Origin of the sequence: Solibacillus sp. FSL W8-0372, assembly GCF_037969735.1 — a bacterium.
In the GTDB taxonomy this organism is placed as follows: Bacteria; Bacillota; Bacilli; order Bacillales_A; family Planococcaceae; genus Solibacillus; species Solibacillus faecavium.
Genome location: NZ_CP150204.1, coordinates 1,343,862 through 1,359,813 on the forward strand (window position 1 = coordinate 1,343,862; position 15,952 = coordinate 1,359,813).

Here is a 15,952-nt window from a genome sequence, read left to right on the forward strand (position 1 = left end):
AGAGTGGTACCACGGGATTCCTCGCTCTCGTCTCTAATATTGGAGACGAGGGCTTTTTATATTGGTGGGGAATAGCTGATGAACAGAAAAATTGCAGAAATTTTATTGCAGGCAGTAGAACATGATTTCACATTAATTGAAATCGAAACGTTATTAGAAAAACCGAAGTATGAACAGCTAGGAGATGTCGCGTTTCCATGCTTTACATTGGCAAAGAAATTCAAAAAATCACCGAATGTCATTGCAGAAGGAATAGGCAGCAACATTAACGATCCGTTTATTCAAAAGGTTCAAGTTGTTGGCGGCTATATTAATTTATTTGTAAATAAACTAGAAATAACAAAAGAGGTATTAGGAGAAATTACATTAGTAAAGGAAACGTATGGTCAAAAACAAGGTAATAATGAAAATATTGTAATCGATTTTTCATCACCTAACATTGCCAAGCCATTTTCAATGGGACATTTACGTTCTACCGTAATTGGGAATGCACTTGCAAACATAGCGGAGAAAAATGGCTATGAAGTGATACGTGTCAATCATTTAGGTGATTGGGGAACACAATTCGGAAAGTTAATTGTCGCATACCGACTATGGGGCAAAAAAGAACAAGTGGAAGCTGCACCGATTGAGGAACTTTTAAAGTTATATGTAAAGTTCCATGACGAAGCGGAAATACATGAAGAATTAAATGATCAAGCAAGAGCCGCCTTTAAAGCACTGGAAGAAAATGAACAAAGCGCATTAGAATTATGGAATTGGTTTAAACACGCTTCTTTACAGGAGTTTATGCAAATTTATGACCAACTTAATATTCGATTTGATGCATATGAAGGAGAAGCTTTTTATAATGACAAAATGCAGGCAATTGTCGATGAATTAAAAGATAAGCAGTTACTAACACAATCGGATGGTGCGAATGTCGTCCTTCTAGAAGATATGCCTCCTTGCTTAATTACGAAGCAAGATGGGGCCACATTATATGCAACACGGGATTTAGCAGCTGCCTTTTATAGACAGGCAAACTATAAGCCATCAAAAATCTTTTATGTAGTAGGAAATGAACAAACACTACATTTTAAACAAGTATTTAATGTTATTGAGAAAATGGGCTATTCATGGTCAAAAAATTTACAGCACGTCCCATTTGGCATGATGCTTAAAGACGGCAAAAAGATGTCTACACGTAAAGGTAGAGTGATTCTTCTAAAAGATGTATTAAAGGAAGCAGTGGAAACGGCCTCTAAAAATATTGAAGAGAAAAATCCGAGTTTACGAAATAAGCAGGAGATTGCCGAGCAGGTTGGAATTGGTGCAGTTATATTTAATGATTTAAAAAATTATCGTTTAAATGATATTGAGTTTTCATTACAGCAAATGTTGAATTTTGAAGGGGAAACAGGGCCATATGTGCAATATACGCATGCTCGTATTTGTTCCATTTTAAAGAAAGTTCAATTAACGCTTAATGAAGAAGTAACGGTAAAGGAGCTGGAGGAATCAGCTTGGGGAATCGTTTTGCTGCTCCAGCAATATCCACAGGTTATTTCAGATAGCCTTGAGCAGGCGGATCCTTCCATAGTGGCGAAATATGTACTGCAATTAGCACGAGTATTTAATAAATATTATGCTCATACAAAAATATTAGTTGAAGATGAAAAGTTGGAAAGCCGTTTAGTATTATGCTTTGCTGTGGCAACAGTTTTGAAGGATGGTATGAGACTGTTAGGGGTGCAATCTCCGGAAAATATGTAAAGAAAAAGGCACCCAGTTCAAATTTGCTGGGGCCATTTTATTAGGATTTAAAAAGGGGGAATGGGTATTTTTTCAATTAACATTGTGTAAGTAAGCTTTCTGTGCGAAAATTTATTTGAATATTTAAAATTAAAGGCTCTTGTATTGAGGTAGATGAAAAGTTCGCCGAATTTGTTCGGGAAATTTTTCAGGGCGTTCCAAATAGTTGAAATTGAAAATTAAAATAGAAGTACAGCTATATGTATATGGAAACTGATAGAGAGCGGTATTTTCAAGACGTTATTATAAAAATACAGGCGATTAATGAGGTAGAAGGAATTATTCAACTAGGTTCAGGAACGATAGGCTACAGTGATCAATTTTCCGATATTGATTTAATGGTAGCAACTACAGAACAAGTGGATGTAGCTAAAGATTTAATTAAGACCGAGCTACAAAATTTGGGGTCATTTTTCATTAAAGAAGGCAAGTTCAGTGATCAAATTTTTTTGCTCATTCCTTTTTACGAAAACGGTTTAGAGATGAATATTTCAGTATTACCAACTTCATTTTTAAACGTAAAATCACCTTTATGGAAGTTAATATTTGATCGTAACGGGGAAGTACTGCCGAAAATGCTAGAGGAACACGAAAATTTTCAGAAGCTAGAACAGCCTTATATAAAAAAATTCGATATAGCTTTTGAGTTTGCCTATTATTTAAGAAAGTTGCGCATTGAGCTTCAGCGTGGAAATGACATCTTTGCTATGAAAATGCTGGAGATGCTGCGAGAGCTTACTTTAACTGTCCAAATATTAAATGAACAAAAGAAGTTACATCAATTTAAGGCATATCATACGTTAGAAGAAGACTTTGTAAAACAACTAAAGAGGAGCTATCCGTCAACAACAGACAGCTCCGACATTATGGCAGCTGCCAAGTTAGTTACACAGTTATTTAAAGACACGATACAGAAAAATGAAATATTCGATTTTGATGAGCAATTGTTTAAAATTGCAGAAATCTAGATCCCCGAAAAGGAAGGTAGATCCTATGAAAAATATTCTTTTAGAAAATGACATTGTCTTATTAAGACCTATTGAAATCGGGGATATCGAAGGCATAAGTAAAGCCGCTAACGATGAGCGGATTTGGGAGCATATGTCGGTTAGTTTACTTGATCTTGCGTCGGTGGAAAGCTATGTAAAAAATGCTATCGCAGATCGTGAAAAAGGTATTACCTATACTTTTGTTGTAATAGAAAAGAAAACGAATAGGATCGTTGGCTGTACGTCTTTTCTTGATATATCACTCCCTCATAAACGAGTGGAAATAGGTTCAACATGGTACCAACCAAGTGTGTGGCGTTCAGCAATTAATACAAATTGTAAGTTTTTATTGCTTCAGTACGGCTTTGAGGAACTCCAGTTGAACCGAATTCAGATTAAAACAGGTCATGAAAATATTCGTTCACAACAAGCAATTGAACGAATTGGCGCAGTGAAAGAAGGGATTTTGCGCAATCATATGATTCGAAAAGAAGGGACAATTCGCCATACTGTCATGTATAGCATAGTTGCAGAAGAGTGGGAAAAGGTGAAGGCAAAGTTTACTCAGGAATTATTAAATCCGTGAGACGAAATCTATTAATATAGAAGAAATTTTATTATGGGAGATAGATAATCTACCAACATAAAATACATGTTTTTTATCTTTTAGCATTATTAATGCAGAATATACGAACATACCGTGTCAGACGCTGTTTTTTCATATACAATAGAAAGAGCATTATTTTCTTTTGAATAGGATCGGTTATTAAAATAGTAGGTGAAAAATTTGGGAAGAACAAAAACATATATAAGTATAGATATAGAAGCCGCCCTGATTCGAGGGAAGCAATATATTATCGAAATAGGTGCAGTTAAATGGTTGCCTGATGGTACGACCGAAACTTTTACACAGTTAATCCAACCATACAAGTTTAAAAGGCTAAATGTACATATTCAAAAATTAACGGGTATTACAACAGAACAATTACTGGATGCGCCGTCATTTAAAGAAGCGTTTTATAAATTCAAACGCTGGTGTAAACAGGATTATATATTTTTGACATTCGGGGAATTTGATCGGAAAGTGCTAGAAGAGGAGCTTTCACGCAATTACATAAAAAATGATTGTCTATATCCAATGATTGATTTTCAACAAAAGTATATGATTGCTAAAGGTATAAAAGAGCAACCGTCATTAGGTGGATTAATGGCAGAGCTCGGTTTGGAAAATGAAACACAGCATCGCGCTTTAGCAGATGCAGCTAGTCTTCTTTCAATCTTTATGGAAGTCGACGGGGAAAAATTGATTGAACAGCAGCAAACAGACGATTTTTTATTAGTATTAACGAATTTACGCATGCTTGAAACAACATATGAATTAGTGATTTCGACTACATATTGCAAAGTAGAGGACGAGCAAGTACATATACAATCCATGCAAACATTTCGAGATGAACTTCCTTTTACAGTTTATACAGTGGAACAACAAAATGAAGATGGGGAAGTTACAACAATAGAAAGAATCAGTATTAAGCCAAATGAGCAGGCAAAACAGCTGTTGCAGCAAATTTCACAAGATGCAATGGGCAAAATATTAATTTCACGTACACCACTTAGGTCTATGTCCAAAATTTTAAAGCTGCACAATGTGGCATTACCAAAAACAGAAGTGATGACCTTAACAAATCTATTGAAAAAAGAAGAGATTATCGCTAAATTCCATTTAGTAGAAGAATCTACGCATTCCTACGAGGCAAAAATTTTACGCTTATTGCGCAAGTATGAACATGTATTTGTTGAAGAGTTTCATAAACGTGCTTTAATCGAAAAGGATATAATTCAAGTATAATAAATTCTCCGATAGTAGGAGAATTTTTCTTTATTGCAGAAGTCCATTAAGTTATGATAGGGTAGTACGAATTACTCGTTGGAATGATAAAGGAGATTATTTTATGTCAACATGGATTGGAATTGATACAGGGGGTACGTTGACAAAGCTTGCCTATATGAATGATCAGCAGGAGCTTACATTGACAGTCTTTCCATCTAATGAAATGCATTTAGTTAGAGAATGGTTGGAAAAACATCCTCAAGTAGAAGAAATCGGCTTGACAGGAGGCCGTACTGAGCAATTACGAGATGTTTTAAAAACGATGAAATCGATTCAATATATTGTAGAGTTTGAAGCAACATTAAAAGGTGTGCGCTATTTACTGGAAAAAGAAGGTCATTCCATCTCTCAAAGTATTATTACCAATATCGGTACGGGGACATCAATTCATTATATGGATGGGAATTCCCATCAGCGTGTTGGAGGTACTGGTGTAGGTGGGGGTACGTTAATTGGACTTGCCACAATTATGACAGGTATTTCTGATTTTGATGAGATTAAATCTAATGCTTTTGAAGGTAGCCGTGATGGAATCGATTTACTTGTGAAGGATATATACCAAGGAATGGATACACCGATCGACGGAAATTTAACAGCTAGCAACTTCGGTAAAGTTGGTATTACAGAGCAACGTGAATTTGACCAAAATGATGTTTTGGCAACAACTCAAGGACTGATTGGCGAAGTAATTTCAACTTTAAGCATACAGCTAGCAGAGCAACATAATACGGATCATATTGTATATATTGGTTCGACATTAATAGACAACATACAGCTAAAAAAGGTAATAGAGCATTATACTATTTTAAAAAAGCATAAACCGATATTTTTACAAGATTGCGGATTTTCAGGTGCTATTGGTGCACTAATAAATATTCGTGAGCACCATAAAATATAATTTGAAGCATTTAAGCTAGTAAAATAGTTTAAATGCTTTTTTTTAATCTTACTTTACATAATGTTTACATAGGCGTAACATATGAGTAAACTATTTAATTAGGTAAATAAATCGGGGGTAAATATATTGAATGAGTTATTTCACATGTTTTTTCAACAAAATCGTTATTTAGTCAATAAATTAAATGAAGTATTAAAACCACATGGTCTTTATAGTTCACAATGGTCAATCCTCTATTTGCTGCACCAAAATGGACCAATGTCACTCACTTCAATCTGGAAATATTTAAATGTGGAAGCACCAACTGTGACAAGAACGGTTAATCGTTTGGAATCTCTAGGCTGGGTTGAAAGACTGTATGCGATGGATAAGCGCGAAAAAATGATTTTCTTAACAAAGAAAGGATTGGAACAGTTTCCGCCCATTGAAGCGTCTGTTCGATCGTTTGAACAGGAAATAGAGAAAAAGTTAACATACGAAGATCAGGAACTCCTAAAGGGAATACTTAAAAAGATAGAAGGTTAATGGAAATGGAGCAACAAAATCAACAGAACAAAATTTTTACTAAACAATTTATTAGCTTATTTTTTACGAATATGGCGGTATTCTTTGTATTTTACGGTTTAATTACGACTTTGCCGCTATATGCAATCGGCGTGCTGGGGAAATCGGATGATGATTCAGGATTACTCGTTACAGTATTTTTAATCTCGGCAATAATTGTCAGACCGTTTTGCGGGAAATTACTAGAAGTGTTTGGGAAGAAGAGGCTGCTTATAGTCAGTCTAGCTTTTTATTTAGCGTGCACTATACTATATATTTTCTTTAAGCCATTTATTTTATTGCTGGCACTAAGATTTTTCCAAGGAATATGGTTTAGTATTGCTACAACAGCATCGGGCTCGTTGGCAGCAGATATTATTCCTGCTAAACGTAAAGGAACAGGCTTAGGCTATTTTACAATGTCAACGAATTTGGCAGTAGTATTCGGGCCATTTATCGGGTTACTTATTATCCAATACGCAAGCTTCAATGTGCTGTTTATTGTGTTATCTGCTTTTGTTGCGGCTGGCGGTTTGCTGGCATTAACATTACCGGTAGAAGAAAATTATGTAACACCCGTACAGGGGAGTAAATTCAAATTTTCATTTAATGATTTATTTGAAAAAAGAGCATTGCCGACTGCTGCCATAGCGTGTTTAATCGCATTTTCGTATGCCAGCATTTTGTCATTTTTATCGTTATATGCAGAAGAACGAAATTTACTTACAGTAGCGAGTTATTTCTATGCTGTGTTTGCAGTTGCGATGATTGCAGTTCGGCCGTTTACAGGGAGAATCTATGATACATTTGGAGCAAAATACGTTATAATTCCATCGTTCTTCCTTTTTAGTATTGGTTTAGTAATACTTGCCAATGCTCAGCAGGCAATACCTTTTTTATTGTCTGCCATCTTTATAGGGATCGGATATGGGACATTAACAACGAGTTTTCAATCTTTATGCATCCAGTCTACTTCACCTATGCGAAGCGGATATGCAACAGCTACGTACTTTACGTTGTTCGATATAGGGATAGCAGTTGGCTCGTATGTTTTTGGGGTTGTAGCAGTAGCTGCAGGCTATAAGACCGTTTATATGAGTTCAGCGGCTTTAGTTTTCTTTGTATTAGTGATTTATATGATGACACATAGAAAACTTCAAGATCAATCGGAATAGTACAAAAAACGATTCATTTACACCTTAGCTGGATAAATGAATCGTTTTATTATTGGTCTGTATTTTTTAATATTGCTTCACGTGCAAGGGCGTCTGCGGCTTTATTTTCTTTATCAGGAATCCATTTTATAAAATAAAGCTCAAACTGTTCAATAAGTGACAGTGCTTCCAATAAAAACGGTTTAAATTCTTCATTTTTAACATATTCTTTTTCAATGGAGCTCACTACAATCTTTGAATCCGAGCGCATTGATACGAAGGTAGCACCAATTTTCAGCGCTTCTTCCAATCCTCTTATTAGCGCAGTAAATTCAGCTATGTGATTATTCGTCATACCTATTGGTTCACTTATTTTTATATGATGACCTTCACCTTTGATAAAAATGCCAATCCCGCTTGGTCCAGGATTACCGGCACTTGCACCATCAATATATACTTCCAGCATAAAACCGCTCCTTTTTAATTTGCTTATATTTAGTATAGCAAAACACTTGAAAGTTGGAGAATAATTAAAAATAGCGTACAATAGAAAATCATATTTAAAAGGAGGTACATGAATTGAATAAAGTGGATGTGATGAAAGACATTGATGAATTAATGGATACTTATTGTTCAGACTGTCTAGTCATTCGTGACCTTCGTAAGGAACGTGGAAAACACGGTGCACATCGTTTTTGTATCGAGTCTTGTACAGTTGGGGAACAACTTCAATTTCTAGGGCAAGAAATGATGAAAATTTATGAAAAATAACATTTTGTTGCTATCGTACTATTGAATGATAATGTTTTTTTGATATAATGAATAAGTATTTCTTATTTACCTATTATAAATCTCTGGTACAGATTTATGCAAAGTAGGTAAAGCCAATCAACGGAGTGGTTTCCGTTGAAAAGTCTCTTCATTTTTATCCCTTTTATGAAAAAGGGAAAGGAACAATTTGCAATAAGCTGCGCATAACAGCCTATTTGCAAATTGTTTTTTTATTATATTTAAATAGTAATTTTACCCTTATATTTAAAAAATAAGGTTATTATGAAAATGTTGGACTTATCACCATTTCGTGGGGTTGCTTTCTTTTTCTTAATTGATTGGTGGGCTACGGCAAGACAGCGCTAAGGCCACGTGATTAAGTACATTCTTTAGTGCCTTCCTAAAAATAAGGGAATATTTTACCGCTATTTGAAGGGGGTAGCTCATTTTCAGGTTAAATAAGGGAACGTTTTACCGTTATTTTAAATAAAACCTTGAAATTTCATGTTTTTTAGGTCAATAACGGAAATTCATTCCCTTATTTTTACTATTTCTCATGTTATTTTAAAAATAACGGAAATTCATACCTCTATTTTTCTCATTACGCAATTCAATATACAAATGCTTTTGAGCCACGCCGCCCGGAAGCAGGGTATAATTCAAAGCAAAATAAAAGCTACTTCCGACGTCTCGAAAGTAGCTTTTTTACATTATTTTTTTTCTTTATAGAAAACTGTTAACTCTTGATAATATTTATTTAAAGAAGATGGTGATATGCTGAAGCTCTCACCGATTTCTTTAACAGTGAATTTCTGTTCAAATAGGTCATGTTCCTGACCGAATCGTACAGCACCGGCAGCGATCGCGCCGGCTTTACGTGCAGAAGGCTGTTTTTCGATTAAATAATCTTCTACAACCATTACAAAGTCATCATTGTTAATGCCCTTGTCCACCATAAATTCTTTAAGCAGTTCCACTACTTCCTGTTCGAAAGGTGTAAACTCTTCGCCTTCATAGCCATTCTCCACTAAACCTTCCCATAATAATAGATGGTTTTCTTTTGCAAATTGTTCGACAGTTAACTTACTAGCTTTAAATGCATTTGTAAACTGTTCAAATGATATTGCATGTTCTTTGTGGAAGAAAATCAATGTTGATACAGCTAGTACGTGATTCTTTTCGTTCGAGCCATCCGGTAATAAAAATGCGAATACGCGCATACCTAATGGAATCGATTTATGGCTTTCTCGTTGAATTTGATAAGTCGTACCATCTAATGCAGAAACAGCTGTAAAGTACTCGTTTTCTACTTCCTCAACAGTCCCGATGAAGAAAATTGGCTGTTCCCATGATTTTAACAGTTCAATCATTGATGGGCGAAGCGTCTTTTTCATTGTTTTTGCTAAAAAGTTTTGCCAAATATCAGGTCGTTGATGGAAAAAATATTCATCCAATGCAACAGCTTCTACTAACTCTTTGTGTAATTTTTTTTCAAGTTTCGGTGCCCATTTTCGAACTAGCTCCATAAATTCACGGATATCTTTTCGTTCTGGGTAATTACTATAGAAAGTTTGTAATACGTTTTCGATCTCTTCCTGGAAAACGTTTTGCGAAGTTACTTGATTTTTACCTTCACAACATTTCTTGTATTTTTTTCCACTACCACATAGGCATGGGTCATTACGTCCAATCATTGTAACACTTCCTTTAATACAACTTTTAAATACTAATACCGCAGTATTGCTACTATTAATAATAACGTCAGATTGTTATTATTGAAACTGATTATCTTTTTTGAACTATCAGAAAGATTGTTGCATTTTAGATTATATTAAATTATATGCAAAAATAGAACAATAATAGATAGATTATAAAAAAAAGAGACAAAAGCAAGCATTCTTGCTATGTCTCTTCATATTATATCATTGTTTCAGAGTGTGGTGCTGTAGATAACTTTTTCATAAATATAAATTGTTCAAGTTGAGCAACAGTATTTCCGATTAAGATAAAGGCACCGCCTATAACAAGCTGGGAAGTTAACCCTTCACCAAGGAAAATCAATGCAAAAATTGCAGCGAAAATCGGCTCCAGTGAAAAAATCAGTCCAGTATGTGTCGGAGAAGTATATTGTTGTACAACAGCTTGTGCAATAAAGCAAAATGCTGTACATATAATACCTAATCCTAAAATAGCGAACCATCCTGATGAAGTAGAAGGGAGTTTAGGAGATTCAAACATCATCGTAAAGAATGCTCCAAACAAACCTGCAACACCTAATTGATAGACTCCATATGAGATTGACTCCACATTTTTTGTAAATCTGCTATTCAAGATTATGTAAATGGAATAACATAAGGCCGCAATCGCAACTAAAATATCACCAATCTGAAAAGTGAGAGACGGATTAAATGTCAGTATTGTAATGCCGATCATTGTTGCTACAACAGCAAAACTAACAGCTCGTGATGGTAGGCGTCTTTCCATTAAGCTAGTAATAATCGGTACTAATACGACAGTTAGGCTCAATATAAAGCCTGCATTTCCAGCGGATGTTGTTTTTAATCCATATAATGATAAAGCGAAAACTGAAAATAATAAAAATCCTTGGATGGATGCGTACAGAATCGTTTTTATATTCACACGTAACATTTTCGGTAAAAAGATTAACCCTGCGATTATAAATGCAATTAAACAACGTAATGCTACAACATTATATGCTTCCAAAACTTCCAATCCCATTACCATAAAGGTATAGGAGATGCCCCAGAACATTGTAACTATTACCATCAAAATATTTGCTTTTCCTTGTAAACTCACTGATGTCACCACATTTCCAAAGTATAAATATATCACTGTTATAAAACAGTATAAAACAGGATATTGTTATTAGTAAAACGAATGTTTATAATGGTAATTATGAAAAAAATTCATGATGAAATCGTGTTTGTGGAGTGAAATATAATGAGTCTAGTTAAATATGAAATTTTAAATAAAGTAGCAGAAGTGCACAGTTTTACTAAAGCGGCTACAAGTTTAGGGTTAACGCAATCTGCTGTAAGCCATGCGATATCTAGTTTGGAAAAAGAATTTGGATTTAATTTAATACATCGGAATCGGACCGGGGTAACATTAACGGAGGATGGCATGCAAATGCTGTATGAAATGCGGAAAGTTCTATCGGCACAGGAACATTTACAGCAAGCAGCCTCCAATATTTTAGGGGTAAGTAAAGGTACGGTGCGTATTGGACTGATTTCTACAATTTCTACCCACTGGATGCCCAATATTATTCATATTATGGATTCCGAGTATCCAGGTATTCGCATCGAACTACGTGAAGGGGATTACTATGAAATTGAACAGTGGTTGTTAAAAGGAGAAGTAGACTGTGGATTTTTGAATCGTACAAGCTCCAAACAATTTGACTTTATGCCTTTAAAACGGGATCCGTTATTATGTATTGTGTCGTCACATAGTCCACTATATGATAGAACAGAGATAGATTTATTGGAGATAGGGGATACACCAATAATTATGCCTTATTATAAAGGAACAAATGATGTAATGACCACATTCGAGAAATACGGTGTGCAACCGAATATTCGCTTTGAACTGTATGATGAGAAGGCGATTGTATCAATGGTGGAGCATAATGTGGGCATAAGCATTTTACCGGAAATGGCGATTTCCATGTTACCGGATAATGTTAAAGCATTGCCGCTCGCTCAGGAAAGTTTCCGGACAATCGGTTTATCAACTAAGCAAAAGCTTTCACCTGCCTCAAAAAAATTCGTGGAAATTCTAAAAAATTGGCTAGTAAATGTAGAATCAAAAGGGGAACAACTATGTTAAAAGGAAAAAAGGTTTTAATAACAAGTGGTGGCACATTTGAAAAGTGGGATAATGTGCGTGGTCATACGAACTTATCTAAAGGGACAATGGGCAGCTATTTAGCAGAAGCCGCATATGAAAAAGGTGCGGACATTACGTACATGCATGGTGTCTTTACACAGCTGCCAGAGCATAAAGATGAAATGCAGCTTATTAAATTTGAAGGCATTGAAGATTTAGGGGAAAAGCTGAAACATTTATTGCAATCAGAGCAAATTGATTATGTCATTATGGCGGTAGCCGGATCTGATTGGCTAATAGATAAAGTGTTTGACCAAAGTGGAAACGAGCTGACTGAAAAAGGGAAGATGCCGTCTGATGAACCGCCGATTATCCATTTCAAAAAGGCACCAAAAATACTGGCGCAAATAAAAAACTGGTCACCGGATACAACGCTAGTAGGGTTTAAACTGGAAGCAACCGATGACGAACAGTTTTTAATGGATCGAGCAACATTACGAATGGAAACGGCAAAAGCGGATTATATGGTCGCGAATAGCTCGAAATCACTATACGGTGCGATGGAGCCGCATTATATTATTCACCGTTCAGGTAAGGTCGTAAAGGTAGATGGTAAACAAGCAGCCGCTACAGCTCTAATCGATTTATTCTCATAGATGATTTTATCTATTTCAATTTCAAGGACAATGTTATAATTAGAATATTCTAGCTATTTGAAATTGAAAAGAGGTTTAAATATGTATCAATTCGATCACCTAGTTCATTTTGTGGAACAACCAGAAAAAACGTTGCAAATACTTCAGCAGGAAGGGTTCCATGTTGTTCCTGGTGGAAGCCATGAAGCATGGGGTACATATAATACGTTGAGTTATTTTGATTTATCCTACATTGAATTAATCGGTATAGAAAATGAAGAGAAATACAAAGAAGCGGCTAAACAGAAATATACATTACATGCTAGCTATGAACAAAATCGACGTAAAGACGGCTTGACACGATTCGCGATTCGTACACAAACGATTGAAGAAGATGCGAAAAAGTTTAAACAAGCAGGCTTGGAAGTTTCTGGTCCTGAACATTTTACAAGAAAGCGCGATGACGGTTCGATAGTAGGCTGGAAATTGTTGTATATTGGCCACCCAAATGCCAAAATTGAGCTGCCATTTTTCATTCAATGGGATGAGGAGGATTCGATTCGCCGTGAGGAACTAACAGAGCGTGGTATATTAGCACAGCATCCGTTAGGGAATTTAAAGCTCGATGCCGTCCATTTCGTCGTTCCGAACTTTGATGATGTAGAGCAAATAGCTAAACTTTGCGATGCGGAAATTGTAAAGAAGAAAGATTTAGAACAAAATGCTGAATATAGGACTGTTGTGTTAGGAGACGTAAAGCTCATTTTTGTAAAGCCGATCGGTGAAGGTATAGCTTGGAATTATATGATAGAAAATGGCTATGGCATAAAAAAGGCTGTACTTTCCGGTGCGTTGGAGGATAAAACGATTACAATTGACGGTGCACGATACGAAATTTTGAAAGCTGCAAAATAAAAAGAAGCTGTAAACGATGTTTTCGCAATTCGTTTACAGCTTTTTCTATTTTTTAATAACATTCGATGCCTGAAGACCACGAATGCCATCAATTACATCAAATTCAACGACTTGTCCTTCATCAAGTGAACGAAATCCTTCTTCTCTTATGCCAGTAAAGTGTACAAAAACATCTTCACCATTATTACTTTCTATAAATCCGTAACCTTTTTCATTATCAAACCATTTTACAGTGCCTTGGTGCATCCGCTTTCTCCTCCGATACTGTCAAATTCAATTGATGAAACATTAAGAGTACAGAATATTACGAATAAACTATATACTAAACCAACAAGGAATGTCAATAATTTGTCGATTTATGCGTTTAAATTTATTTATCGATTCTGATAAAACAGACTATAATAAGAAAGACTATATAAATGAAAGCAGGGCGAGATATGTCAACAACTACGAAAAAACCGAAATCAGACATCGAAATAGCAAATGAGGCAACGATGAAACCAATCGTAGAAATAGCTGAAAATGCAAAAATACCTTTAGATGCAGTGGAACAATATGGTCGCTTCAAAGCAAAGATTGATACGAGTAAAATTAGTGGAACGGCCAATGCAAAAGTGGTGCTTGTTACAGCGATTAGTCCTACACCAGCCGGAGAAGGAAAATCTACAGTAACAGTAGGCTTGGCAGATGCTCTTCAACAATTGAATCAGCGTGTAATGGTTGCTTTACGCGAACCGTCATTAGGACCGGTAATGGGTGTCAAAGGTGGCGCGACAGGTGGCGGCTATGCACAAGTTTTACCGATGGAACAAATTAACCTTCATTTTAACGGTGATTTCCATGCGATAACTACTGCGAACAATGCGTTATCGGCATTAATTGACAATCATATCCACCAAGGGAATGAACTTCATATTGATCCTCGCCGCATTATTTGGAAACGTGTTGTTGATTTAAATGATCGCGCATTACGTCATGTTACAGTCGGTTTAGGCGGACCACTACAAGGGGTACCTCGTGAAGATGGTTTTGATATTACGGTAGCATCGGAAATTATGGCGATTTTCTGTTTAGCGACAAGTATAAAAGATTTAAAACAGCGCCTGGCACGTATCGTCATTGGTTATACATATGACCGTGAGCCTGTGACAGTAGGAGATTTAAAAGTAGAAGGTGCCTTAACTTTAATTTTAAAAGAAGCAATGAATCCAAACTTAGTTCAAACAATTGAAGGTACTCCTGCTTTAATACACGGAGGTCCCTTCGCAAATATCGCCCATGGATGTAACTCGATTATTGCGACACAAACAGCACGTAAACTTGCGGATATCGTTGTAACGGAAGCTGGATTTGGTTCAGATCTTGGGGCAGAGAAGTTTTTAAATATTAAAGCACGCGAAGCAGGCTTTGAGCCGAGTGCTGTTGTAATTGTTGCAACAATTCGTGCCCTAAAAATGCATGGTGGTGTGGCAAAGGCGAATTTAGTAGAAGAGAATGTAGCGGCTTTACAGGATGGTATTGCCAATTTAGCGCAGCATGTTGCGAATATCCGTAATTTCGGGCTTGAGCCAGTCATTGCATTAAACCGCTTCATTACAGATACCGAAAAAGAACTGCAAGTTGTTTTACAATGGGCAGAAGCTAATGAAGTTCGAATCGCTCGTACGAATGTATGGGAAGAAGGCGGAAAAGGTGGAATTGAACTTGCTCAACACGTGCTGGAAGTAATCAATCAGCCAAGCACTTATAAGCCTTTATATGAGCTTCAGGAAACAGTGGAACAAAAGTTAGTGAAAATTGTACAGCAAGTATATGGTGGAGCAGGAGTACAATTAACAGAAGTGGCGAAAAGACAATTGGCTGCTATTGAGAAAAACGGCTGGGATAACTTGCCGATCTGTATGGCAAAAACACAGTATTCATTATCTGATCAGCCAGGCTTACTAGGGCGCCCAACAGATTTTGTTGTGACAATTCGTGAAATAATACCAAAGCTTGGTGCAGGCTTCTTAGTATGTCTAACAGGAGATATTATGACAATGCCGGGCTTACCTAAACAGCCAGCAGCATTAAGAATGGATGTTGCGGAAGATGGCAGTGCTGTAGGTCTTTTCTAATTAAAAATCCTAAAAAAGAAACGTATTCGTATATATTATGCGAATGCGTTTCTTTTGTTTTGAAAATTATTAGTATTCAATGGCTTTAGTCCTTTAAAACATAATTTGGAATAGGTTAGTCACAATCATAAAAGTTGCGCTTGCACCATAGGCTACTGACCCGATTAGTATTGGAGAAATGACGATTAGACCTTTTCGTTGATTATCATTCATATTTGGTGTAACCGCTTGCATTATTCTTTCCATAAATAACACATCCTTTTCTTCTGTTTTATGTTTCTGTAATGCTATTATATGTTTAATTTTTGTATAATTCAATAGAAATGTTCACACTTTTGACAAAAAGTTTCATGAAGTCCTATATTTGCGAAAACGAGTTTTAACGTGGAACTA

At 35.9% G+C, this 15,952-nt stretch carries 17 protein-coding genes and 1 other annotated feature (1 of these 18 running past the window's edge); of the genes, 12 read left to right on the forward strand and 5 right to left on the reverse strand.

From position 1 onward, the window contains the following. Positions 1 to 38, forward strand: a binding site (T-box leader) (it extends 180 nt beyond the left edge of the window). 40 nt (positions 39 to 78) lie between these two features. From argS to MKY13_RS06550, 7 genes are all read left to right on the forward strand, one after another. Then, complete coding sequence (gene argS, locus MKY13_RS06520) at positions 79 to 1,755, forward strand: arginine--tRNA ligase (RefSeq protein WP_191699365.1); 1,677 nt, start codon at positions 79 to 81, stop codon at positions 1,753 to 1,755. A gap of 245 nt (positions 1,756 to 2,000) precedes the next feature. Beyond that, positions 2,001 to 2,762, forward strand: coding sequence for a hypothetical protein (locus MKY13_RS06525; protein WP_191699364.1), 762 nt, complete (start codon positions 2,001 to 2,003; stop codon positions 2,760 to 2,762). 25 nt (positions 2,763 to 2,787) lie between these two features. Then, positions 2,788 to 3,369 (forward strand): GNAT family protein, encoded by a 582-nt coding sequence (locus tag MKY13_RS06530; RefSeq protein WP_191699363.1) that lies wholly within the window; start codon positions 2,788 to 2,790, stop codon positions 3,367 to 3,369. A gap of 192 nt (positions 3,370 to 3,561) precedes the next feature. Then, on the forward strand, positions 3,562 to 4,632 hold the full coding sequence (locus MKY13_RS06535; RefSeq protein WP_339215877.1) for a 3'-5' exonuclease: 1,071 nt from the start codon (positions 3,562 to 3,564) through the stop codon (positions 4,630 to 4,632). Positions 4,633 to 4,735: 103 nt separating this feature from the next. Then, positions 4,736 to 5,572, forward strand: a complete 837-nt coding sequence (gene coaW, locus MKY13_RS06540; RefSeq protein WP_191699361.1) for a type II pantothenate kinase — start codon at positions 4,736 to 4,738, stop codon at positions 5,570 to 5,572. Between the two features lie 144 nt (positions 5,573 to 5,716). Next, positions 5,717 to 6,097: a MarR family transcriptional regulator gene (locus MKY13_RS06545; RefSeq protein WP_339215879.1), complete on the forward strand. Its 381-nt coding sequence runs from the start codon at positions 5,717 to 5,719 to the stop codon at positions 6,095 to 6,097. 5 nt (positions 6,098 to 6,102) lie between these two features. Next, a complete protein-coding gene (locus MKY13_RS06550) occupies positions 6,103 to 7,290 on the forward strand; it encodes an MFS transporter (RefSeq protein ID WP_191699359.1) in 1,188 nt (395 codons plus the stop codon). A 49-nt stretch (positions 7,291 to 7,339) separates the two neighbouring features. Here the strand turns inward: MKY13_RS06550 and MKY13_RS06555 are convergent, their stop codons facing one another. Continuing rightward, a complete protein-coding gene (locus MKY13_RS06555) occupies positions 7,340 to 7,735 on the reverse strand; it encodes a ribonuclease HI family protein (RefSeq protein ID WP_191699358.1) in 396 nt (131 codons plus the stop codon). Between the two features lie 113 nt (positions 7,736 to 7,848). On the opposite strand from MKY13_RS06555, the gene MKY13_RS06560 reads away from it, so the two are divergent. Then, positions 7,849 to 8,040, forward strand: coding sequence for a zinc-finger domain-containing protein (locus MKY13_RS06560; protein WP_191699357.1), 192 nt, complete (start codon positions 7,849 to 7,851; stop codon positions 8,038 to 8,040). 710 nt (positions 8,041 to 8,750) lie between these two features. Here the strand turns inward: MKY13_RS06560 and MKY13_RS06565 are convergent. Together MKY13_RS06565 and MKY13_RS06570 are read right to left on the reverse strand one after the other, a co-directional pair. Beyond that, positions 8,751 to 9,734, reverse strand: a complete 984-nt coding sequence (locus tag MKY13_RS06565; RefSeq protein ID WP_339215884.1) for an SEC-C metal-binding domain-containing protein — start codon at positions 9,732 to 9,734, stop codon at positions 8,751 to 8,753. Between the two features lie 223 nt (positions 9,735 to 9,957). Further along, positions 9,958 to 10,857: a DMT family transporter gene (locus MKY13_RS06570; RefSeq protein ID WP_339215886.1), complete on the reverse strand. Its 900-nt coding sequence runs from the start codon at positions 10,855 to 10,857 to the stop codon at positions 9,958 to 9,960. Positions 10,858 to 11,001: 144 nt separating this feature from the next. Here MKY13_RS06570 and MKY13_RS06575 point away from each other — a divergent pair, with 144 nt between their 5' ends. The 3 genes from MKY13_RS06575 (at position 11,002) to MKY13_RS06585 (ending at position 13,442) form a co-directional block, all read left to right on the forward strand. After that, complete coding sequence (locus tag MKY13_RS06575) at positions 11,002 to 11,892, forward strand: LysR family transcriptional regulator (protein ID WP_191699354.1); 891 nt, start codon at positions 11,002 to 11,004, stop codon at positions 11,890 to 11,892. Continuing rightward, positions 11,886 to 12,548 (forward strand): phosphopantothenoylcysteine decarboxylase, encoded by a 663-nt coding sequence (locus tag MKY13_RS06580; protein WP_191699353.1) that lies wholly within the window; start codon positions 11,886 to 11,888, stop codon positions 12,546 to 12,548. The genes MKY13_RS06575 and MKY13_RS06580 overlap by 7 nt, the downstream gene beginning before the upstream one ends. 81 nt (positions 12,549 to 12,629) lie before the next feature. After that, positions 12,630 to 13,442, forward strand: coding sequence for a VOC family protein (locus MKY13_RS06585; protein ID WP_339215888.1), 813 nt, complete (start codon positions 12,630 to 12,632; stop codon positions 13,440 to 13,442). Between the two features lie 45 nt (positions 13,443 to 13,487). On the opposite strand, the gene MKY13_RS06590 is transcribed toward MKY13_RS06585, so the two are convergent. Continuing rightward, entirely contained in the window at positions 13,488 to 13,688 is a 201-nt protein-coding gene (locus MKY13_RS06590; protein WP_191699351.1) for a cold-shock protein, read from the reverse strand. 191 nt (positions 13,689 to 13,879) lie between these two features. On the opposite strand from MKY13_RS06590, the gene MKY13_RS06595 reads away from it, so the two are divergent. Further along, positions 13,880 to 15,559 carry a formate--tetrahydrofolate ligase gene (locus MKY13_RS06595; protein ID WP_339215890.1) on the forward strand — a complete coding sequence of 560 codons (1,680 nt, stop codon included), beginning with the start codon at positions 13,880 to 13,882 and terminating at the stop codon, positions 15,557 to 15,559. A gap of 93 nt (positions 15,560 to 15,652) precedes the next feature. On the opposite strand, the gene MKY13_RS06600 is transcribed toward MKY13_RS06595, so the two are convergent. Beyond that, positions 15,653 to 15,805, reverse strand: a complete 153-nt coding sequence (locus MKY13_RS06600) for a hypothetical protein (RefSeq protein ID WP_191699349.1) — start codon at positions 15,803 to 15,805, stop codon at positions 15,653 to 15,655. Between the last annotated feature and the right edge of the window lie 147 nt (positions 15,806 to 15,952).